Source organism: Actinomadura sp. HBU206391 (assembly GCF_014323665.1).
Classification (GTDB): Bacteria; Actinomycetota; Actinomycetes; order Streptosporangiales; family Streptosporangiaceae; genus Actinomadura_C.
The window spans coordinates 12,366-32,549 of sequence record NZ_JABVEB010000033.1; the positions used below are offsets into that span (position 1 = coordinate 12,366).

Annotated in this window: 24 protein-coding genes; 13 read left to right on the forward strand and 11 right to left on the reverse strand. The window is 68.3% G+C overall.

Features of this window, described 5'->3' with window-relative positions; genetic code table 11:
• Positions 1–97: 97 nt before the first annotated feature.
• Entirely contained in the window at positions 98–1,399 is a 1,302-nt protein-coding gene (locus tag HKK72_RS13860) for a sensor histidine kinase (protein ID WP_261986804.1), read from the reverse strand.
• 477 nt (positions 1,400–1,876) lie between these two features.
• Between HKK72_RS13860 and HKK72_RS13865 the strand changes: the two genes are divergently transcribed.
• The 4 genes from HKK72_RS13865 (at position 1,877) to HKK72_RS13880 (ending at position 4,130) form a co-directional block, all read left to right on the forward strand.
• Positions 1,877–2,137 carry a hypothetical protein gene (locus tag HKK72_RS13865; protein WP_187234751.1) on the forward strand — a complete coding sequence of 87 codons (261 nt, stop codon included), beginning with the start codon at positions 1,877–1,879 and terminating at the stop codon, positions 2,135–2,137.
• 163 nt (positions 2,138–2,300) lie between these two features.
• Positions 2,301–2,954 carry a DUF2975 domain-containing protein gene (locus HKK72_RS13870; RefSeq protein ID WP_187234752.1) on the forward strand — a complete coding sequence of 218 codons (654 nt, stop codon included), beginning with the start codon at positions 2,301–2,303 and terminating at the stop codon, positions 2,952–2,954.
• Positions 2,954–3,184 carry a helix-turn-helix domain-containing protein gene (locus tag HKK72_RS13875; protein WP_187234753.1) on the forward strand — a complete coding sequence of 77 codons (231 nt, stop codon included), beginning with the start codon at positions 2,954–2,956 and terminating at the stop codon, positions 3,182–3,184. The genes HKK72_RS13870 and HKK72_RS13875 overlap by 1 nt, the downstream gene beginning before the upstream one ends.
• A 556-nt stretch (positions 3,185–3,740) precedes the next feature.
• A complete protein-coding gene (locus tag HKK72_RS13880; protein WP_187234754.1) occupies positions 3,741–4,130 on the forward strand; it encodes a hypothetical protein in 390 nt (129 codons plus the stop codon).
• 46 nt (positions 4,131–4,176) lie between these two features.
• Here the strand turns inward: HKK72_RS13880 and HKK72_RS13885 are convergent, their stop codons facing one another.
• Both HKK72_RS13885 and HKK72_RS13890 read right to left on the reverse strand, forming a co-directional pair.
• Positions 4,177–4,764: a dihydrofolate reductase family protein gene (locus tag HKK72_RS13885; RefSeq protein ID WP_187234755.1), complete on the reverse strand. Its 588-nt coding sequence runs from the start codon at positions 4,762–4,764 to the stop codon at positions 4,177–4,179.
• Positions 4,765–4,793: 29 nt separating this feature from the next.
• On the reverse strand, positions 4,794–5,318 hold the full coding sequence (locus HKK72_RS13890; protein WP_222720676.1) for a pyridoxamine 5'-phosphate oxidase family protein: 525 nt from the start codon (positions 5,316–5,318) through the stop codon (positions 4,794–4,796).
• Positions 5,319–5,395: 77 nt separating this feature from the next.
• Here HKK72_RS13890 and HKK72_RS13895 point away from each other — a divergent pair, with 77 nt between their 5' ends.
• Positions 5,396–6,061, forward strand: coding sequence for a winged helix-turn-helix transcriptional regulator (locus tag HKK72_RS13895; protein WP_187234756.1), 666 nt, complete (start codon positions 5,396–5,398; stop codon positions 6,059–6,061).
• Positions 6,062–6,102: 41 nt separating this feature from the next.
• On the opposite strand, the gene HKK72_RS13900 is transcribed toward HKK72_RS13895, so the two are convergent.
• From HKK72_RS13900 to HKK72_RS13910, 3 genes are all read right to left on the reverse strand, one after another.
• The gene (locus HKK72_RS13900; RefSeq protein WP_187234757.1) at positions 6,103–6,339 is read right to left on the reverse strand and encodes a hypothetical protein; all 237 of its coding nucleotides are present in this window, start codon (positions 6,337–6,339) and stop codon (positions 6,103–6,105) included.
• A 112-nt stretch (positions 6,340–6,451) separates the two neighbouring features.
• The gene (locus HKK72_RS13905; protein WP_187234758.1) at positions 6,452–7,663 is read right to left on the reverse strand and encodes an RNA polymerase sigma factor; all 1,212 of its coding nucleotides are present in this window, start codon (positions 7,661–7,663) and stop codon (positions 6,452–6,454) included.
• Positions 7,660–8,091 (reverse strand): YciI family protein, encoded by a 432-nt coding sequence (locus HKK72_RS13910; RefSeq protein ID WP_222720677.1) that lies wholly within the window; start codon positions 8,089–8,091, stop codon positions 7,660–7,662. Before HKK72_RS13910 ends, HKK72_RS13905 begins: the two co-directional genes overlap by 4 nt.
• 130 nt (positions 8,092–8,221) lie before the next feature.
• Here HKK72_RS13910 and HKK72_RS13915 point away from each other — a divergent pair, with 130 nt between their 5' ends.
• Entirely contained in the window at positions 8,222–9,013 is a 792-nt protein-coding gene (locus HKK72_RS13915) for a metalloregulator ArsR/SmtB family transcription factor (protein WP_315987234.1), read from the forward strand.
• A 145-nt stretch (positions 9,014–9,158) separates the two neighbouring features.
• Here the strand turns inward: HKK72_RS13915 and HKK72_RS13920 are convergent, their stop codons facing one another.
• The gene (locus HKK72_RS13920) at positions 9,159–9,551 is read right to left on the reverse strand and encodes an STAS domain-containing protein (protein WP_187234759.1); all 393 of its coding nucleotides are present in this window, start codon (positions 9,549–9,551) and stop codon (positions 9,159–9,161) included.
• A gap of 386 nt (positions 9,552–9,937) precedes the next feature.
• Here HKK72_RS13920 and HKK72_RS13925 point away from each other — a divergent pair, with 386 nt between their 5' ends.
• The 4 genes from HKK72_RS13925 (at position 9,938) to HKK72_RS13935 (ending at position 12,818) form a co-directional block, all read left to right on the forward strand.
• Positions 9,938–10,210, forward strand: coding sequence for a MerR family transcriptional regulator (locus HKK72_RS13925; RefSeq protein WP_261986805.1), 273 nt, complete (start codon positions 9,938–9,940; stop codon positions 10,208–10,210).
• A gap of 227 nt (positions 10,211–10,437) precedes the next feature.
• Positions 10,438–11,022, forward strand: a complete 585-nt coding sequence (locus tag HKK72_RS13930) for a hypothetical protein (protein WP_187234761.1) — start codon at positions 10,438–10,440, stop codon at positions 11,020–11,022.
• 318 nt (positions 11,023–11,340) lie between these two features.
• Positions 11,341–11,463, forward strand: coding sequence for a hypothetical protein (locus HKK72_RS40930; protein ID WP_261986800.1), 123 nt, complete (start codon positions 11,341–11,343; stop codon positions 11,461–11,463).
• Positions 11,464–11,468: 5 nt separating this feature from the next.
• A complete protein-coding gene (locus tag HKK72_RS13935; RefSeq protein ID WP_187234762.1) occupies positions 11,469–12,818 on the forward strand; it encodes a glycosyltransferase in 1,350 nt (449 codons plus the stop codon).
• Here HKK72_RS13935 and HKK72_RS13940 read toward each other — a convergent pair.
• The 3 genes from HKK72_RS13940 to HKK72_RS13950 form a co-directional block, all read right to left on the reverse strand.
• The gene (locus tag HKK72_RS13940) at positions 12,804–14,765 is read right to left on the reverse strand and encodes a Xaa-Pro dipeptidyl-peptidase (protein ID WP_222720678.1); all 1,962 of its coding nucleotides are present in this window, start codon (positions 14,763–14,765) and stop codon (positions 12,804–12,806) included. The genes HKK72_RS13935 and HKK72_RS13940 overlap by 15 nt on opposite strands.
• A gap of 69 nt (positions 14,766–14,834) precedes the next feature.
• Positions 14,835–15,233 carry a methyltransferase family protein gene (locus HKK72_RS13945; protein WP_187234764.1) on the reverse strand — a complete coding sequence of 133 codons (399 nt, stop codon included), beginning with the start codon at positions 15,231–15,233 and terminating at the stop codon, positions 14,835–14,837.
• A gap of 220 nt (positions 15,234–15,453) precedes the next feature.
• Positions 15,454–16,341: an NAD(P)H-binding protein gene (locus HKK72_RS13950; RefSeq protein WP_187234765.1), complete on the reverse strand. Its 888-nt coding sequence runs from the start codon at positions 16,339–16,341 to the stop codon at positions 15,454–15,456.
• A 118-nt stretch (positions 16,342–16,459) separates the two neighbouring features.
• Between HKK72_RS13950 and HKK72_RS13955 the strand changes: the two genes are divergently transcribed.
• The 3 genes from HKK72_RS13955 to HKK72_RS13965 all read left to right on the forward strand — a co-directional run bounded on the left by HKK72_RS13955 (position 16,460) and on the right by HKK72_RS13965 (position 18,870).
• Positions 16,460–16,882 carry a helix-turn-helix domain-containing protein gene (locus HKK72_RS13955; protein WP_315987235.1) on the forward strand — a complete coding sequence of 141 codons (423 nt, stop codon included), beginning with the start codon at positions 16,460–16,462 and terminating at the stop codon, positions 16,880–16,882.
• A gap of 96 nt (positions 16,883–16,978) precedes the next feature.
• Positions 16,979–17,563 carry a hypothetical protein gene (locus tag HKK72_RS13960; RefSeq protein ID WP_187234766.1) on the forward strand — a complete coding sequence of 195 codons (585 nt, stop codon included), beginning with the start codon at positions 16,979–16,981 and terminating at the stop codon, positions 17,561–17,563.
• A gap of 41 nt (positions 17,564–17,604) precedes the next feature.
• Positions 17,605–18,870 (forward strand): APC family permease, encoded by a 1,266-nt coding sequence (locus HKK72_RS13965; protein WP_187234767.1) that lies wholly within the window; start codon positions 17,605–17,607, stop codon positions 18,868–18,870.
• Positions 18,871–18,947: 77 nt separating this feature from the next.
• On the opposite strand, the gene HKK72_RS13970 is transcribed toward HKK72_RS13965, so the two are convergent.
• Positions 18,948–19,886, reverse strand: a complete 939-nt coding sequence (locus tag HKK72_RS13970) for an NADP-dependent oxidoreductase (RefSeq protein WP_187234768.1) — start codon at positions 19,884–19,886, stop codon at positions 18,948–18,950.
• Positions 19,887–20,184: the final 298 nt, after the last annotated feature.

Here is a 20,184-nt window from a genome sequence, read left to right on the forward strand (position 1 = left end):
GTCAGCTGACCGCGGTCGATGCCGGGCCCGCTCTCGATGACAATGTGCTCCTGGCCGCGAGAGTCGGGTCACCTGTACCCACCGCCATCGCCGGGCATCATCCGGCCCCCGTAGGACCCCCACGGGGCAGTCGCAGTACGAATCGGGTCCCTTGTTCGCTGTCCTCGATGGTCAGGGTGCCGCCGTGCACCTCGGCGATCTGGCGGGCTATCGCCAATCCCAGCCCGCTGCCGCCGGCGTCTCTGTCGCGGGCGGTGTCCAGCCGGGTGAAGCGCTTGAAGACCATCTCGCGCGCCTCGGCGTGGATTCCGGCGCCGTCGTCGGTCACCTCCACCACCACTGAGTCCTCATCGCCTCGCACGCTGACCTTGATCTGCGAGGTGGCATGGCGTTCGGCGTTGTCCAGCAGGTTGGACAGCAGACGGGTGATCCGTTCCGGGTCGCACCGTGCGAGCACGCCCTGCTGCAGATCCCTGATGACGGTCACCGCGGAGGTGCGGCGATCGAGCTCGGGCTCCACTATCGATGTCAGGTCGGTCGGAACGAGTGGGAGGGCGGCGCCCGCGTCCAGGCGGGCGAGGAGCAGCAGGTCGTTCACCAGCTCTTGTAGCCGCTCGGTCGCGGCCAGCACGGCCTGCCCCATCTGCGGCCAGTCGGTGTCGTTGGGGTACATCAGCGCTTCTTCCACCTGGGCGCGGATCGCGGTGAGCGGGCTGCGGACCTCGTGTGAGGCGTCGGCGGTGAAGCGTCGTAGTTGCGAGTAAGCAGTATCGAGCCGGTTGAGCGTGGTGTTCACGCTGGTGGCGAGGATCCCGATCTCGTCCTGGCTCGTGGGCACGGGGACCCGCCGGTGGATGTCGGTGGCCGTGATCTCGTCCATCTCGGCCCGGATGGCCTCTATCGGCGCCAGCGTCCTGCCGACCGCCCGGTAGACGCCCATGGTCATCATCGCGGTGATCAGCAGGGTCATGACGGCCAAGAAGATCACGAGGGTGGAGTCGGCGTACCAGGGGACGACGGGAAGCGCGGCGTAGACCATCCATTCACCGTCGGGCTGGGAGATCTTGTAGGCCACTACGGTCATGCAACCTTCCAGACCGGCGGGAGGACACAGCGTCCGTTTGGTGCGGAGGCGGTCGCCGACCGGCTTGAAGGCGGCCATCGGCGGTTTGCCGGCGACCTGCCGGGTCGCGGTGACGATCTGTCCCTGCGGGTTCAGGACCTGGACCGCTTCGTCCCCGCTCGGGGCCAGCGTGCTGGGAAACGCGCGTTGTTTGATGTGGTTCTGCATCCGGTCGATGGACTCGGTGATCTGTGCCTGCCTGTCATGGACTTCCCTGTTGTGCACGTCGACGATCACGAGCATCCCGACGATTGCGCAGACCAGGGCGGCGAGCATGCCGGCCACCAGCGTGATCCGACCCCGCAGAGACTGCCGATTCGAGATGGAAACCAGACCCCCAAAGGGTGAAGTGATCATCTCTTACAAAGCATGGAGCGAAACCAGACCATAGGAATCCCACAATGTGGCAAAAATCCGGCGGCTCCCGCACTGACCCGCCGGCAAGGTGACGCCCGCGACCATCGCCAGGCCGGCACCGACCGAGCCTGACGAAACCGCTGTCCGGCGGCCATGTGACCGACGGCGGTCAAGGGCCATGAGCTTCTCCCGTCGGCACGGACCCGCGGTTACGGCGAAGGGGACGCCGGTGATGACCCGGCCTTGGGCGGCGGTCGGCGAGCCCAGGCCGGGCCTCCCGCCGGGCGCTGCCCTCACCGCACCCAGGTCTGCAGAATTCAGAACCTTCTCGACTTATCGTTTGTCGATAAATCTGAGGGGTACGCCGTCCATATTGAGGAAAGGGAGGCAGTAGTCATGACCGTATCTCAGGAGCCGACCAGGAACTACAGCATGCCCGCCCGCCTGCGTAATGTGGCGGCCATCGTGCTCGGTCTCCTCGCGACAGTACTCGCGCCCATTGTGACCGGGCTGCTGGCCATCATCCTCGCCTCACGCGGTATCGAGGGTGATCGGAAAGTCGGCATATGGGCAATGGCGGTGGCGGTGATCGGCACGATCGTGGGAGTGGTCTACTTCTACATCATCCGCGGCAATGACCTGATCAGTTTTCGTTAGGAGGCCGGTGGACCGATCGCGCGAGGGTCACGCGCCGTCATCCACCGGCGCGTGACCCCTGGTCCGACGTGGCTGCGGACCGGGCGCGTTCCGCCGAGCGGACATCACCAGTATTACGCCATTCTTGGCCGTGCCAATCGACCGCTGAACTTGGAGGACGGACATGACCGAACCCGCTTCGCCCACGGCCATGTCGACATCGCGCTGGGACTCGCTGCGCTGGTTGCAGACCCTGCTCGTCATCTCATTGGCCATCGCGATCGCGTTCTACCTCATCCGGCTGGGCTTCTCCATGCTCTATATGGTTCAGAGCGTGAACGACACGCGCGACATCCACGCTTCGGCACCGATACCGGTCGACTCCCTTGACGGATTCGACCGCAGGCCGCCCGCGCTCGTCACCGACACCTACCTCTCGCAGCACGGGACGCTGCCGGTGATCCTTGATCGGCCGACGCCGTGGCAGTTCACGCTCGCCGTGCTGTCCGGGTTGCCCCGTCGACTGGTGTACGCCACGTTCTTCGTACTGCTGCTGAGACTCGTCCGAGAAGTGCGGCACAGTGATCCGTTCACTGCGGCGACCGCTCGCCGGCTCCGGTTCCTCGGCTGGTTCCTGGTCATCGGCGTTCTGGCCGCGTCGGTGACCGAGTCGGCGATCCAGGGGCTGACCTTGGCGGCGGTCACCAGCGACGGCAGTTTTCTGTTCCAGTTCCGGCTTCCGTTCGAGGCACTGCTAGGCGGGATGGGGTTGATCGTGGTTGCCGAGGTCGTACGCCGTGGCGCCATCATGCGGGAAGACCTCGCGGGCACCATCTGATGCCCGCCGGCAACGACCAGCACGGCATCGAGGTTCATCTCGATGCCGTGCTGGAGGAGCGCGGCATGACGCTCACCGAACTGTCGCGCCAGGTGGGGATCACCATCGTGAACCTGTCGATCCTGAAGAACGGCCACGCGAAGGCGATCAGGTTCTCCACTCTCAGCGCTCTGTGCCAAGCGCTGGACTGCCAGCCCGGAGACCTGCTGAGCCACCACACCGGCGACTAGCCCCTGAGAGGGCGAACAGCCGGGCAGCGGAATGTGACCATCGCCATGGTGTCGGCCTGGGGGCAGTCGGCGGCCACGGACCAGCGCGGGCCGGGGCAGACCGGGCAGGATGGCGGTACCGCAGTGACGACACGGGCTATGCGAAGGCCGTCTAGCAGGCAGAGGCGGCCGCTGCCGAGAAGGGCCGGGTGCTCACCGATGCCGAGAAGGTGCGGATAGGCGAAGGTGGGGGACGCGCTGCGATCCTCAAGCAGATAGAACCGGAACTAATCGAGCATTTCGGTAGTAAGTGGGATTATAGCCAACCGAAGCCCCAGCGAGGCCGGCGTTGCCTCAAGCTCTGGCATTGCGGTTGAACCATCACCCGGTCGCCCGGAGACTCTATGGGCGGGATGCCGAGCGTTTGAGCTGAGGCCGTGTGGTCGCAGTTGGTCGTATTAGAGGGTTTAGTGGGATTGTTCTGTTAGGGTCTGTCTGCCAGGTTATTGGCCGGGGTGCAAAGGGGATAGTCATCAAGAACATCGCAACTCTGCTGGCCGCCGCGTCACTGGGCATCGTGTCGCTGGGAGCGGCAGCCTGCGGCGACGGCGCGGGGGACAAGTCGTCGGCTTCGGCCGGCACATCACCGATCGCGAACGGGGATTTCTCCGTTCCGGCACAGGCCTCGCCCTCCGAGGGCGTCTCATCACCCGGCGCGAGCCCGGCTTCACGTCCCAAGGCGAGCGGCTCCCAAGTGATCATGATCGATCCCAATGGGAAGAAGTACACCCGCAAGGAAATGGCCCAGATGGCCGCGGGGATGTCCGCGTCCTTCGGGGAAAAGGGCCCTCCTGCCGGTTTCTGCGCCATGTCCTACAAGGAGGGTGTTGACAAGGGCGGCAAGTTCCCTGCGGGCAAGGCCGCCTTCATGGAGGCATGTGAGGAAGGCGTGAAACTGGCGAGTTGAATCGCCTCGCCTCAAGCCTCTTGGTCATCGCACAGGTCGGGCGGACTCAGAAGGCGGCCGGATTTTCGTCGATCGGCCGGTATCTCATCAGGATGACTCCGGAGGGGAAGGGCTCGGCCGACACCAGACTCAGCCTCTCAGGCGATCGGTCGCCATCGAGCAGCGCCTTGCCTTGGCGGAGGAACACGGGGTGTACCAGGAGATGGAACTCGTCGACGAGGCCGTGTTCGGTGAGTGACCGGATCACGCTGAGGCTGCCATAAACCACAATGTTCCCGTCGGAGCTGCGCTTGAGCTCGTTGATCTCCTCGGGATCGATGCGTTCCAGGCGTCGGGTGTTCTTCCACGCTGCCGTGTTTCCCGAGGTGGAGACGACGATCTTGTTCATGGCGTCGACCCGGCGGGCATATCTGCGCAGCTCATCTGATTCATCCGGGTTCTGAGCGGCCTCCGGCCAGTAGCCGGCGAAGTCGGCGTGCGTGGTCCGGCCCAGCAACAGGCAGGCGGAGCCTTCCACGAGTTCCTGCTCGTACCTCCGTAGCCGCTCGTCGACCAGCAGCCAGTCCATCTCGTCCTGCGGCCCGGCGACGTACCCGTCGAGAGTGATCCACATCGTGACAATGATCTTGCCCATTCGCGGTCCTCTTTCGGGTGTGCATTCGTTCATCGGTCGGCGCCGAGGGCGGCCCGGACGGGTTCGGGTGTGCGCCCCGGCAACCGCTGCTGCTGGAAGTCGAGGACCGCGACCCAGTTCGGGCGCAGGCCGATCCGGACCATCCGCAGGCCAGGCTGGTCGATCGCTCGCAGGTAGGCGTTCGCCGCCTCCTCGCCCATTCCTGCGCGCTGGATGGTCGCGTACTCCGGGAGCACGCCATCGACCTCGCTCATCACTACCCTTCCGCGCAGCATGAGTACCTGCGGGGGGCCGTCGGCGGTGTCGATGCAGACCGCCACCTCGGGGTGATTCCGCAGGTCCCGGATCTTGTACGTGCCGTCGAACGCGCCGATGACCAGTTCGTCGCCGGTCCACAGGAAGTTGACCGGAATCAGTCGCGGCATCCGGTCCTTCCCGGTGTAGGCCAGGTGCGCCACCAGTGGGGCGGTGAGCAGGCGTTGCGCCGTGGGGGTGTTCAGCAATCTCACGTCGCCTTGCGGCAGATCCATCGTCTCGCTGTTCGAGAAGGTCATGGCGGCCAAGCTAGAGGAGTAACTCCTAAAAGGCAAGTTATGCTCCTAAATAAGGAGTCCTTCGATAGGATGGAGCCATGAGCGGTAGGCGTAGCTATGGAGATCCGTGCGGCGTGGCCCGGGGTCTGGATGTCATTGGTGAACGGTGGGCGCTGCTGGTGGTGCGTGACCTCCTGCTCGGCCCCAAGCGGTTCAACGACCTGCTCGGCGGCCTGCCCGGTGTCAGTCCGAATGTGCTGAGCCAGCGCCTTGTCGAGCTGATCGAGCGCGGTGTCGTCCACCGGCGAGACTTGGGCGCGCCGACACGGGTCCGCCTCTACGAGCTCACCCCGTGGGGCCGCAAACTGGAACCCATCCTGCTCCAACTCGGCGGTTGGGGAAGTCAGGCCCCGCTGCCGCCCGACGGTGAACTCGGCATTGACTCACTCATGCTCAGCCTCATGGCCGGTTTCGACCAGGCGAGGGCAGGCGAGCTGCAGGGCATCTACGAGTTCCTCATCGACGGCGCCACCTATGTCGCGGAAGTCGCCGATGGTCTTCTGCAGATCAGGCGCGGCACCGTTGACCAACCCGACGCCACGCTCACCGCCGACGTCGCCACCCTCCGAGCCATTTGTGCCGGCCGGACCAGCGTGGCAGAGGCCGTGCAATGCGGCGATCTACGCCTCGACGGCGACCGGCGAGCGGTCCAGAGCGTGACCGACCTGGTCCTGGCTCCCCTCGCGCACGCGCCGGAAGCGTGATCAGGCCCGCACTCTGGTCCGGGTAAGAAAGGCGCCTGGTTTCATACCCATAGGTGGCGGAGTCTCCAGGTGCCGGTGCTGCCCTGCTGAGCGATCTCGGCGATGCCGAGTTGCCCGTCGACGGTGACGCCGACCCGGTACAGTCGGCCCTCGCCGGGTACCTGCCAGACCTCACGGACTCCACGGACGTGCAGGCGGCCGCCCCGCCATTGCACAGTCCTCGGCGTTCCGGCGGGCGTCGTCTCGGTGATCTCGATCGGCTCGTTATACAGCTGCACGGCACAGAACACTACTCGAACATGTTATCGAATGCGAGACCCGGTGTCGGTCGACGTTACGCGTGTCTCGGCCGGCCGAACGGTGTCGATGCGGCGGCCTGTTCGAGCCGGGCTATCGGGCCCTCGGCAGGGACTCGGCGCGGCGCCGTTGCAGGTGGGTGCCTTCGGCATCGGTGCGCACCAGCCGCAGTGCGGCGTCGAACGCGGCACCCGCCTCGGCGTGCCTGCCCAGCTTGCACAGCAGCTCCGCCCGCACTGAGGGGACCAGGTGGTTCACGGGCAGGGCCTCGTCCAGTCCATCGAGGAGGCTCAGCGCCGCCTCCGGCGACCCGGCCTCCGCGGCCGCGACCGCCCGGTTCAGGCGGACGACCGGCGAGCCGGTGCGGCGCTCCAGCTCGGCGTACAGCTGGGCGACGCGCGGCCAGTCCGTGGCCCCGGCCGTGCTGTGCTCGGCGGCGATCAGTGCCTGGAGGTGGTAGTCGCCGGACGGCGGTCCCAGCCTGCGCAGCAGATCCAGGCCGCGGTCGATCTCGTCGTGGTGCCACTTCGCCCGGTCCTGGTCGGGCAACAGGACCAACCGGCCGTTGTCGTCGAGGCGGGCGTCGCGGCGGGCGTGCTGCAGGATCATCAGCGCGAGCAGGGCGAGGATCTCGTCCTCGCCCGGCAGCAGCTCGCCGAGAAGGTAGCCGAGCCGGATCGCCTCGGCGGCCAGTCGCGGTCGCTGCAGCTCAGGGCCGGCGGTCGCACGATATCCCTCCGTGAACAGCAGGTAGACGACCTTCAGCATGACGCCGAGCCGCGCGGGCAAGTCGTCGGCCGTCGGCCGGCGCAGCGGGATGCCGGCCTGCGCCATCTTGGCCTTGGCCCTTGTCAGCCTGGCGGCCATCGTGGGCTCGGGCACCAGGAACAGACGCGCGATCTCGGCCGTCTTCAGGCCGGCTCCGAAGCGCAGCGTCAGCGCCGCGCGTGCGTCGGCGGACAAGGCGGGGTGGCAGCAGGCGAAGAGCAGCCGCAGCCGCTCGTCCGCGATGGCATCCGGGTCGGGATCCTCATGCACCGTGCCGGTCACGAGCAGCGGCAGCCGCCGTCGGTCGTTCTCCTCCCGGCGCAACCTGTCGAGTGCGCGGCGATGCGCGGCGGTCAGCAGCCAGGCCGCCGGGCGGTCCGGCACGCCCTGTCCCGGCCAAGTCCGGGCCGCGGCGACGAATGCGTCCTGCAGGCCGTCCTCGGCGAGGTCGAATCGGCGCAGCCGCGTCACGAGCAGGGCGAGCAGGCGCGACCAGTGCTCCCGGTACGCCTGCTCGACCGCGTCCTGCGAGTTCAACTACCGCTCTCGCGCATCGGCACGATCGGCCGGATCTCGACCACCAGCTCGGGCAGCGCCTTGGCCAGCGCCATCGCCGCGTCGAGGTCGGGCGCCTCGATCAGGTAGAAGCCGCCGAGCACCTCGGTGGTCTCGGCGAACGGGCCGTCCGTGATGCTCACGTCGTCGCCCTGGTGCCGCAGGGTGGTCGCCGAGCCGGCGAGTGCCAGCTCCTTGCCGCCGCGCATCGCGTCCCGCTCCGCCAGCATCGTCGCGAAACGTTCGTGCCTCGCGTTGTTCTCGCGGATCTGATCCTCGTCACGCGACGCCCAAGCCTTCTCGTCGCCGTAGATCAGCAGTGCGTACTCCATGACATCGTCCCCTTCTCCGGGCGCCGTCGGTACGGCGCGGTCGAAGTGATGACGCCGCCGTACGCCGGAATTCGACAACGCACCGAGACTAATTCAGCGACCCGGGCGCGCGACCGCGTACGCCGGACGACCTCGGTGCCGGGGGCGACGAGGGTGCCGCCGACAGCGGCTTGACATTATGCAGGTATTTACCTGCATAATGCTGCGCGTGACCGCAGAGATGGACAAGGTGTTCAAGGCGCTGGCCGACCAGACGCGGCGGTACCTGCTGGACAGGCTGCACGAGCACAACGGGCAGACGTTGGGCGAGCTGTGCGCGCACCTCGACATGGCGCGTCAGTCGGTCACGCAGCACGTGGCCGTCCTGGAGGCCGCCAACCTGATCAGCACGGTCCGGCGGGGGCGGGAGAAGTTGCACTACCTCAACCCCGTTCCTCTTCACGAGATCCAGGAACGGTGGATCGACAAGTTCGAGCGTCCGCGTCTTCGGGCCCTGAGCGACCTGAGGCGACGAGCAGAGGAGCATGACATGGCCGACAAGCCGACTTTTGTGTACGTCACCTACATCGAGAGCACGCCGGAGAAGGTCTGGCACGCGTTGACCGACGCCGAACTCACCGCCGAGTACTGGGGGCACAGCAACATCTCGGACTGGCAGGTCGGTTCGACCTGGGAGCACCGACGCACGGACGGTTCGGGCATCGCCGACGTCGTCGGTACGGTACTGGAGACCGTGCCGCCCAAGCGGCTGGTGATGACCTTCGCCGAGCCGGCGCAGGTCACGTTCGAGATCGAGCCCTACGGCGAGATCGTCCGGCTCACCGTCACCCATGAGAAGCTGGCCGACCAAGCCGACTACGACGCGATCTCCGCCGGATGGCCGGCCGTGCTGGCCAACCTCAAGTCCCTCCTCGAGACCGGACATGTCCTCCCGCAGGCGCCCTGGGAGATGCACGCGGAGCTCCGGGACGCCCAGATGGCACGCAGCGACCCCCGGTGACCACCGTGCATGCCTAACGGGTGAGCCCTGACCGGGAGTGCGGGTCCTGTGGGCGCCCGATCGTTGGCCCGGCAGGCCCGTCAGGGTACTGCCGGGCCAACGATCGTCACGGAGGCCCTCAGATCAGCGGTCGGTGTTCAGGTGTTCAGGTGATCGGGTCGCTGGAGGATTCATGGATGGCGGTCCCGTCCGGCAACGGGACCGCCAGGGCGTCGGCGAGGGTGGGATGCAAGGTGAGACGCTGGAGGAGGCCGGTTACCTGTAGGACCCGGGCCACGCGGGGGACCAGGGGGCCGGCGAGGGCGGCGCTCCCGCCGCGGCCTTCGGCGGCCAGGTAGAACCTCAGCACCGTGCGCAGGCCCATCGAGTCCAGGAACCTCAGCCGTTCCAGATCGAACACCAAGTGCTCGCCGTGCTCTTCGCGGACCTGGAGGATGCTCTGCTCGGCCAGCTCCACGGTACTGAACTGCAGTTCCCCGGTCAGTGTGATCACGGTGCGCGGGCCGTCGGCCCGGCCGGTCACAGTCAGCAGTTCCATCTCGTGCCTCCCTCGACCCTCGCCGCAGAACTCCCGCGAACAGACTCAAAAAGCTCTAGTGGTCAAGTTAGATATTAGGACGCCATGAGTATAGGGTCCTTCTCGTCCACATGGCATAAAATCGGATGTGACCGCGGACGAAACCGCTTAGGATCACATAGGGCGACAGGGAACCTACGCCCGGTCGGCGCGGAGCGCGGATGCGGTCGTGAGTTTGCGCCACCCGGCGTGTCCTGGCGCCGGACCCGAGCACGTGTGGAGGCTGTATGGATCGAATGAACAGCGCTTCGGCCGGTGATTCACCCGGCGGCGACCTGTCCACGGATGGCGCGCCCGGCGCGAATCCCGACGCCAAGTTCGACGATGACGACTACCCCGCGTACAGCATGGGCCGCGCCGCCGAGATCCTCGGTGTCACGCCCGCCTTCCTGCGCAGCCTCGACACCGCCAAGCTGATCGCCCCGCAACGCTCAGATGGCGGGCACCGCCGCTACTCCCGTGACCAGTTGCGTCTCGCCCAGCGGGTCCGGGAACTGATCGACCAGGGCACCGCCCTCGAGGCCGCCTGCCGCATTGTCGTTCTGGAGAACGAACTCGCTCAGGCCCAGAACCTCAACGCCCGACTCCAGCAGGACATGGACGGCCGGCAGACCGGCTGATCCAGGCGGCGTGAGCCGCTCAGCACGCGTTCGGACCGTTCGTGTTGCTCCGTACGTGGTCGGCGCCGGGCGGGCGTCGCACTACGACGCGCGACGCCGCCGACGTAGGCTTCTCGCCGCGTGGTCATCGCGGCCCGTCAGGCGGCGCGGCCGGCCGGGCGGGGGTTCGAGCGAGCGGGTGGGAGGCGGGGCCGGTCCCGACGACGGGGTCGGCCCGCGATTCGGTCATGGACGGGTTCGCGCGACGTGAGTTCCAGTTGGTCCTGCTCCGACGCATGGCCGACTACCAGCCCGATCTCGTCATGGCCGCGGCCCGCTCGCTCGACGCCACGCGTACCGAGATGCGACAGGTGAACGCCCGGTGGCAGCGCATGCTGCGCTCGATGAGGTTTCCCGGTGGGGAGCGCCGGCTGCGGGGCGTGCTCGGCCCGCCGGCCGCCCACGCCGACCGCCGTCTGGGCGATGTGATCTGCCAGGCTGCCTGGTGGGAACTGCCGTTGTGGCCGGACCTGAGGTTCGAGGCGCTCATCGGGCCTGACGGATCGATCCTGCTGGAGTGGCTGGTGCGGCCCGAGACGTCGCAGGCGCCCCGGCTCGACGGCGTCGCGGATCTGGCCCCGTGGTCGTGCGTCGTCGGCGATGTGGCCATGCGGTTCGCGCCGGTCCAGCACCACGCCGACACGGTGCCCAGCCGGTGGCATGTCGTCTTCTCCCCGGCCGACGGCGCGCCTTCCCGCGTCGCCCACTTCGTCTGGGGCCTGCTCCAGACCGTCGAGGACGTACCGCCGCAGGAGCGTCAGGCGGAGCGGTAGCGCAGCCCGTCCATCACGGCTGATGCGGGTGGCTTTCATGAGAGCAATGCGACGCTTTGTTGCCTTCGATGCGTCTGTGACTAGACCTAACAATTACCTTCTGTCCTACTATTTTGCTGTTTGACGACTTTGTGTATTCTCGTCCCATTCCACGTTCCAGCGGGCGGAACTGGCGGAACTTGACTGGCGGAACCGGGTGCCCGTGGACCCCACCTGTCCCACTGTTCGCCCCGCAGACAGAGGCGGCCCCAACCGCGGCGATTTTTCAAGGCGGACGGGGTCTCACCCCACTCGAACCCCCCGGAAGAGCTGGGCCCCATGGCGACCGACCGTACGACCGACCCCCGATATCCGATCCTCACCACTGCGCGCATCGCGCACGAGGCGATCGACCCGCGCCACACGACCGATCCCGGTTCTCGGCCCTGGGCCGCCCGGTGAGCGCCATGGCGGTCGGGACGGCGAACGTGCTCTCCCATCACGTCGGCTGGTACGGCCTCGCGGTGGGCAGCATCGTGCTCGCCAAACTGGTGATGTCCATCCCGTTCGGCCGGCGGAAGCCGCCGTCGTGGGGTCCCGCGACCCCGACGCTCGAAGTCGCCGCGGTCGTCACCGCCTACAACGAGGACCCGAGCGTGCTGCGTTCGTGCCTCGACTCGTTCATCGGCCAGACCCGCCGCCCTGACTCGATCACTGTCGTCGACGACGGGTCCGACTCCCCGGACGCCGCAGAGCTCGCCGAGAGCATGGCCCCGTACTTCCGGGACCTCGGCGTGCGCTTCGAGGTCATCCGGTTCACCGAGAACCGCGGCAAGCGGGAGGGCCTGGCCGCCGGGTTCGCCGCCAACTGGGACGCTGACGTGTACCTGTGCGTCGACTCCGACACCGTCCTCGAGCGGGAGGCCACCGAGCGCGCCCTGCAGCCGTTCGCCTCCGGCAAGGTGATGTGCGTCACCGGGCTCGTGCTGGCGCTCAACCGGTCGGTGAACCTGCTGACCCGGCTCATCGACATGCGTTACGTCAACGCCTTCCTCGGCGACCGGGTCGCCTACTCGCGGCTCGGATCGGTGCTGTGCGCATGTGGGTCGATGGCGCTTTACCGGGGCTGGGTGGTCCGCCGGTACCTCGACGACTTCTTGACCCAGACCTGGCTCGGCGCCCCGGCCACCGCCGGTGACGATCGTCGCCTCACCTTCTACTGCCTGCTCGAGGGACGCACCGTCATCCAGCCTCAGGCGGTGGCATGGACGGCCGTCCCGGAACGGATCTCCCACTATCTGCGGCAGCAGGCCAGGTGGACCAAGTCGTTCATCCGCGAGGGTCTGCTGATGACACGTACATCGCCCGGGCGGGTGTGCTGGTGGCTGAACCTGGTCGAGCTGGTCACCTGGGTGGCGTTCACCAGCGCCCTGATCGTGGGGGTCGCGACGGTCACCATCCAGCCGCACTGGTGGGCGGCGGGGGTCGGCTACATCGTGTACGTGTGCGCCGCCAGCTGGGTGCGGTCGTTGCACTATCTGCGCGGTGCCGCCGCGGTGCCGCCGCTCGACCGGGTGCTGACGTTCCTCGCGGCACCCCTCTACGCGCTGATGAACCTCACGTTGCTGATCCCGCTTCGGCTGTACGCGCTGGCGACGATGCGCGACTCGAGGTGGGGCACGCGGGCGTACGTCGAGGTCGCCTCGCAAGGGAACGGTTGCGCGATGACCGTGCCGCTCGTACCGCGGCGGGACGTGCTCGTCGCCGCTCCTTCGGTGAGCGGCGACGAGCACGCAGGCGGGTCAGCCGATCGCTGATCCGCCGCCTTCGACGGGGAGCCGCACCGAGCTGATCCCGGTCTGGACCTTCATGACGGTGCCGGCCGGGTAACGCAGGGTGTAGTCGTAGTCGGTCGAGATCAGTACGACGCCGATCCGGTGCCCCTTCTTGAAGACGTAGTCCTCCGGCTGCATGTCCCAGCGGAAGGAGTACATCCTGCCCTCCTTGATCGGCTCGGTGCGAGCCGCGTCATGGCGGTTACGGGCGTCCAGCCACCCACGAGTCACGATCTTGAAGTCCGCGGTCTCGGTCACGTGCCTGGTCCTGAAGGCGCAGCCGGTGTCACCGGGGATGCCCGAGCCGTAGCAGATCTGCTGCGAGGTGTCGCTGGAGGTCCCGCTCGTGGCACGGGTGTCGGTTCCGTAGTCGACCAGCATCGCGGTGAGATAGGGCGACGTGCCCTTGAGCGAGGCGTCGACCGAGATCGTCGGCGTGCCGTTCAGGTGTACGTCCTTGACGAGCCCGGGCGTCAGGTAGGCCAGCCGGTTCTCGTTCGCCTCGGTCTCGTTGTCCACGAGCGTGTTCGCGTTCACCGTACGACCCTGATCGGTCAAGGACTGGACGTCCCGGGAAGCGCGGACCGTGGACAGCCTGCCGGGCTGCGCGTTCCCGCCGGCGCCCGAGTTGAGGTGCAGCGTGACGTCCTTGGTGCCGCGCGCCGGCCAGGCGTCCTGCGTCTTCCAGCTGAAGTCCGCCTGCTCGACGTCGACCCGGGGCTCGCGCGTGATCCCGTTGTCGATGCCGTACAGCCAGTGGTCGTACCAGTGGTGCAGCTGCCGCAGCCACTCCTCGATGCGCAGGTTGAACGGGTTGGAGTGACCGGCCTGGTGCAGCCAGAGCTTGGTCGGGACCTGCCCCTGAAGCGCCTCCCACCACTGCGCGAACTGCTTGGTCTTGACGTTCCAGTCGTTCAGGCCGTGCACGAGGAACACCGGGACCCGGACCTTCTTGGCGTTGACCAGGAAATCGCGCGCCGCCCAGAACTTGGAGTAGTCGCCGGTCTCGCGGTCCTGCCGTGCGGCCAGGTCGGCGATGACGGGCTTGCAGATCTCCTTGTCGGCCCGCGTGTAGATGAGCTTGGACATGACGTCGGTGTCCTCGCCCTGGAACCCACCGGGAGCGAGGACGCCGCCGTTCGCCCGGTAGTAGTCGTACCAGGAGGAGATCGCGGCGATCGGGACGATCGTCTTGAGTCCCCGGGCGCCGGTGGTCGCCACCTGGTTGGGCAGTGTGCCGTTGTAGGAGATGCCCTGGAGCGCCACCTTGCCGGTGCTCCAGTCGGCCCTGACCCTGTTGCCGCTCTCGTCCCAGCCCTTGGCGTCGCCGGTCAGCCAGTCCACGGCCGCCTTGACTCCGAGCGTCTCGTCGCGGTCGCCGATGGTCGGGCAACCGGTCGAGCCGCCGCTGCCGATGCTGTCCACCTGAGCCACGGCGTAACCACGAGGGAGGAAGTAGTTGTCGTAGTAGCCGGACCAGACCTGGGCGGCGGCGCGGGCTCCGGGAGCCCCGCCGAGCAGCTCCGAGGTCAGCTTGCTGCGGGAGCTCGGGTCGCCGGGCGGCGCGGAGAGCCTCCTGCCCGTGGTGTCGTCCAGGCCGTCACCGTCGACGTCGACCCCGTGGTTGGGGATGTCCAGAGTGCCGGCCCAGTACGGGCTCGGCTCCATGATGATCGGGACCTTGAGGCCCTGGTCGGTCTCCTTGGGCCGCAGGACCCGCACCCGTACCGTGTCGCGCTTGCCGTCGTCGTCACTGTCGACCGTGGTCTGGACGTCGACGGTCTGATAGACCGCGTCGGCCCGGGAGAAGACCGGCTGGGTCTCACCTCCCTGCACTTTGATCGTGGGAGTGGTGCCGGCATGGGAGGCGCCGGTCGGGACGGCGACCGCGGTGAACACCGCGGCGGTCACGGCCGACGCGCCCAGCATGCGTATGCCTCTGGTGCGCCATTGCATGGGGGCTCCGGGAGCTCGTGGAAAGGCAAGGTTGATCAAATCTCACCCAGGAGAGCGGGAGACACAAGAGATACGGCGTACCTTTCGAGCGCATCGGCTCGGCACCTCGACCACGCGCACCTGCAGTTGCAACGCGATGAGCAGCGCGCCGAGCCCGGTGATGGCGACGGCGTTGGGGACCATCAGGGTGAGTCCGACACTGGTGATGGACATCGCGGTGAAGATGGGGTTGCGTACGATCTGGAACGCTCCGGAGGTGACCAGGTCGGTGCGTTCGCCCTCGGCCACTCCGATGCGCCAGGAATCTCCCATTGCCCACTGGGCGAGCAGCGTCGTGGTGACGCCGGCGACGGCGATCACGACGCCGGCGACCGCGAATACGACCTGGTCGAGAATCGCCAGGGGCTCGAGCCCGCCGAGATCGGCCACAGGGGCGGCCACCTCTCCTCACGTGCGCGTTCGAGCTCCCAGGCAATGGCGGGGGCGAGTTGTCGCGCGCGCTCCGGGCTCAACGGGCCGTCGTGGCCATGGTTGTTCTCGATGTCCAGCGCAGGGCGGGCTTCGTCCAGTTGTTTCTGTGCGTCCGCCGCACGCACTTGCGCCGTGGCCGACCTGTGGCACACGGGCCCTGGCTTCGCTCACCGTGATCGCCCTCCGGTGATCACGACCTCGGCGCCGGGGACGCCAGTGCCGCCGCGATCGAGTCGGCGATCGGGGTGGTCGGGCGTCCGATGAGCCGCGACAGGTCGCCCGGGGTGGCCGACAGCAGGCCGCGGCTGATGGCGTCGTCCACGTCCACCAGGACCTCGGCGAAGGCGGCGGGGAGCCCCGCACCGATGAGGATCGCCCTGCGCTCGGCGCCCGTGACGGAGGTGTGGACGACCTTCTTTCCGGTCTGCCGCGAGACCTCCTCGGCGAACTCCTCGAAGGACCAGGCGGTGTCGCCGCCCAGTTCGTACGCCTTGTTCAGATGCCCGTCCTCGTTCATGACGACCGCGGCCGCAGCGGCGTAGTCGGCGCGCGGGGCGGTGGCGATGCGGCTGCCCGCGGCGACATTGGTGACGATGGCGCCGCGCTCGACCGCACCGGGGAGGTCCCCGATGTCGCCGGCGTACGCCTCCGAGTACCAGTTGCTGCGCAGGAAGGTGTACGGCAGACCGGAGTCGAGGATCAACTGCTCGGTCTCGCGGTGATCGGCCGCGAGCAGGAAGTCGGCCTTGGGCCCGCCGAACACGCCGACGTATCCCAGCTGCGCCACGCCCGCCGCCTTGGCCGCGTCGATCACCGCTGCGTGCTGCGGGGCGCGCCTGCCGACGTCGGTGCCGGAGATCAGCAGCACGCGGTCGCCCGACTGGAACGCACCCGTGAACGTCTCGGGCCGGTCGTAGTCGGCGATGTGCGCCCGAACGCCCTTCGCCACCAGATCGGCGGCCTTCTCCCTGCTGCGAGCGATGGCCGTGATCCCGTCCGCCGGTACCCCGGCCGCGAGCAGGTCCGCGATGATCATGCCCCCGAGCTGCCCGGTCGCCCCGGTGATGACGATGCTCATGGAAGTGCTTCCCCCGTGTTGTTCAGTGGACGGCATAAGTGCAGGTCCTGCACCGGTGGCTTACCCTACGGGGGGTACTAACTCAGCGAAAGTACCCACCTTGAAGTAAGGTACTGATGTGAGCGTAAGTGAGAAGTCGGTGGCCGGACACTCCGTGGTGCCCGAGAGGCTCGGACCGCCGCCGAACGTCAATCGCGCGGAATGCCCCTCACGGCTGGTGCTGGAACATGTCACCAGCCGCTGGGGCGTACTGGTCTTGGCCGCGCTGCTGGAGCGCTCGTACCGCTTCAGTGAACTGCGCCGCCAGGTCGGTGGGGTGAGCGAGAAGATGCTCGCGCAGACCCTCCAGACCCTGGAACGCGACGGCTTCGTCCACCGCGACGCCAAGCCCGTCATCCCACCGCGCGTCGACTACTCGCTGACGCCGATCGGGCGCGAGGCCGCCGAGCAGGTGTGGGCACTGACCCGCTGGGTCGAGAACAGGCTGGACGACGTCTTCACGGCGCGCGAGGTCTACGACGGGGCGCGGGAGTCTCACTAGCGGTGCCCGCCGTGCCCGCCCGAACGTACGCGGGACGACCCCTGAGCGGCTGCGCGACCTGAGGGGGTCGCGGGTGACGAGTGAGAGGTTCACCAGGTGAACATGCCGGAAGAACCGGCCGGCGGCACCGGCAAGGACCGTCTGGACGTGCTGGTGGAACAGATCGTCGGCCGGCGCGGCCGGGTGCTGGCCGTGGAGCTTTCCGGCGAGGACGCGTCCGAGCTGGTGACGCGGCTCGACATCGCCCTTGACGACGCCCGCGGCGGCGCAGAGGTGCGGATGGTGCTCGGCGCGGCATGCACGACCGCGGCGAAGGCGATCGAACAGTTCACCTCGGCTCTGCAGTTGCCCTACCAGGCGAGCCGAGGCTGGACGGACTTCCTCGAACGACTCGGCGACCGGCCCGTCTCGGTGCGGCAATGCGTCATCGTCTCGGACGCGTGCCGGCTGCTGGCCTACGAGGACTGCGACAGATGGCAGGAGCTGGTCTCCGACCTGCACGGCGGCCCCTACTGCATGGGCGGCGGCTGGAGCACACTGATCCTTGCCGACCACAGGACCGGATGGGAACACTGGACGTTCGGGGAGGCGGTCAGGGACGCCCGGCGAGACGCCGTGGGCCCTTTCATACTCTGGGCCGCACACTTTGGGGCCACATGGAATAGCGACCCGGTATCGTAACCCGATATCGGGTTTCGTTTTGTTCGGCGATGGGATGTGGCATGGCCGTGGCACCGACCGGAGCCGGGCAGTCGCGACTGGAGCGTCGCCTGGGCCTGCGGGACGCAGTTGTGATCGGCCTTGGTTCGATGATCGGGGCCGGGGTCTTCTCCGCGCCGGCTCCGGCCGCGGCGGCCGCGGGATCCGGACTGTTGCTGGGCCTCGGTCTCGCGGCGGTGGTGGCCTACTGCAACGCCACCTCCTCGGCGCGGCTCGCGGCACGCTACCCGGCCTCGGGCGGCACGTACGTCTACGGCCGCGAACGTCTGGGCGACTTCTGGGGCCACCTGGCCGGCTGGAGCTTCGTGGTCGGTAAGACCGCCTCGTGCGCGGCGATGGCCCTGACCGTGGGGGCCTACGTGTGGCCGGCTCACGAGCGGGAGGTGGCGGTGGCCGCGGTGGCGGCGCTGACCGCACTGAGCTGCACCGGCGTCCAGAAGGCCGCGTGGCTGACCCGCACGATCGTCGCGGTGGTGCTGCTGGTGCTGGCCGCCGTGGTCGTGGCGAGCCTGACGAGCGGCCAGGCGCAGGCCGCACGGCTGGACATCGGCGCCGACGCCGGCGTGCACGGTGTCCTGCAGGGCGCCGGCCTGCTGTTCTTCGCCTTCGCCGGCTATGCGCGCATAGCCACCCTGGGCGAGGAGGTACGCGATCCCGGCCGCACCATCCCGCGGGCCGTGCCCATCGCGCTGGGCATCACGCTGGTCGTCTACGCGGCCGTGGCCGCTTCGGCCCTGGCCGTCCTCGGCCCCGAGCGACTGGCCGGGGCGGCCGCCCCGCTGGCCGAGACGGTCCGCGCCGCAGGCGCCCCCGCACTCGCCCCCATCGCGGGCGCCGGGGCCGCGATCGCCGCCCTCGGGTCACTGCTCGCGCTGATCCTCGGCGTCTCCCGCACCATGCTGGCGATGGCCAGAGACCGGCACCTGCCGCCTGCCCTGGCGGCCGTGCACCCGCGCACCAAGGTGCCGTACCGCGCCGAACTGACCGTCGGCGCCGTCGTCGCCGTCCTGGTCTTGGCCACCGACCTGCGCGGCGCGATCGGTTTCTCCTCCTTCGGCGTACTGGCGTACTACGCCATCGCCAACGCCTCCGCCTGGACCCTGACCGCCGGTGAAGGCCGACCGCCGAGGATCGTCCCCGTCCTGGGACTGACCGGCTGCGTGGCGCTCGCCGTCAGTCTGCCGCCGATCTCGGTCCTGTCCGGCGGTGCGGTGCTGGCCGCCGGCGCGGTCCTGTACGCGGCCCGCCGCACGCTGAACGGCCGATGACCGGGGTCTGGCATCGGTTGAGACGACCGGCCATATTGACGTCGGAGGTAGCACGCCGCTGGCGATTCGCACACTGATCACGAGTGCTGCGCTCCTTGCTCGTCCGCGACCTGAATGATCGTCTTGCCGGGCGTGCGGCGGTGGCGGGCGAACGCGGAAGCCGTTTCGGAAAGCGGTCGCACAGCGCCGACGATGGGGTTGAGCCGTCCGGCCCGGAGGCGCTGGGCGAGGTCGGTCAGCCGGGCGCGGTCGGGTTCGACGACGAAGAAGATGGCTCGCCCGTCCTTGGGCTGCACGGTAGGTGGCAAGGCGATGGTGACGAGGGTGCCGCCCGGGCGTACCAGTTCGGTCGATCGCTCGAGGATGTCGCCGCCGATCACGTCGAACACCACGTCCACCTCGCCGACGTGCTGCAAATCGTCGGCGTCCAGGTCGAGGAAGGTCTGCGCGCCGAGGCCGAGCGCGACATCACGGTCGTCGGCTCGTCCGGTGCCGATCACGCGGGCGCCCACCTCTCGCGCGAGTTGGACGGCGATCGAGCCGACGCCGCCCGCGGCGCCGTGAATGAGGACGGTCTGGCCGGTCGTGAGGTGGGCGTGGTCGAACAGTCCCTGCCATGCGGTCAGTCCGGAAATGGGCAGCGCGGCGGCCACGGTGTGGTCGATGTCGGCCGCGAGGGGGGCGAGGTTGCGAGCCTCCACCGCGGTGTACTCGGCCAGGGATCCGTTGCGGGTCCAGTCGGTCAGTCCGAACACCCGCTGGCCCACCGTGAGGCCGGTGGTGCCGTAGCCGAGCTCGACCACGGCTCCGGACAGCTCGTGCCCGGGGATGCTGGGTGTCCGGTCGCGGCCGGCGCGATCGGACCACGTTCCCGGCCAGTCGAGCTCTCCGGGGGTGAAGCCCGCGGCGTGCACGCGCACGATGACGTCGTTTTCCGCAGCGTGGGGGTAAGGCATGTCGGTCAGGGTGAGGCCGCCGACACCCGCGTCACGGTCTCGCACGGTGATCGCTCGCATGCTCGAATCCTTTCAAGAACGTTCGTCGGTATGGGTGGTTGTCGGGGCTGAGCACAGGGTCCGCTCGTCGCGCCCGCGGTGCCGGCTGCCGGCCGCAGAGGTCGCGGATCGCCCGTCGGCGGTGCGCTCGCGACGCAGGCCGCGACCCTCGCCGGTTCCTCAGTTACGAAAGCCTGCGACGGGTTTTCGCCAGGCAGCTGTCGATCAGCCCCGCCGCCTACCAACGCCGGTTCAGCACGGCCCGCCGCGCCAACGCGGGTTAGAGCCTGTCGTGTAAGTCATCGGAGTCAGAGGATGA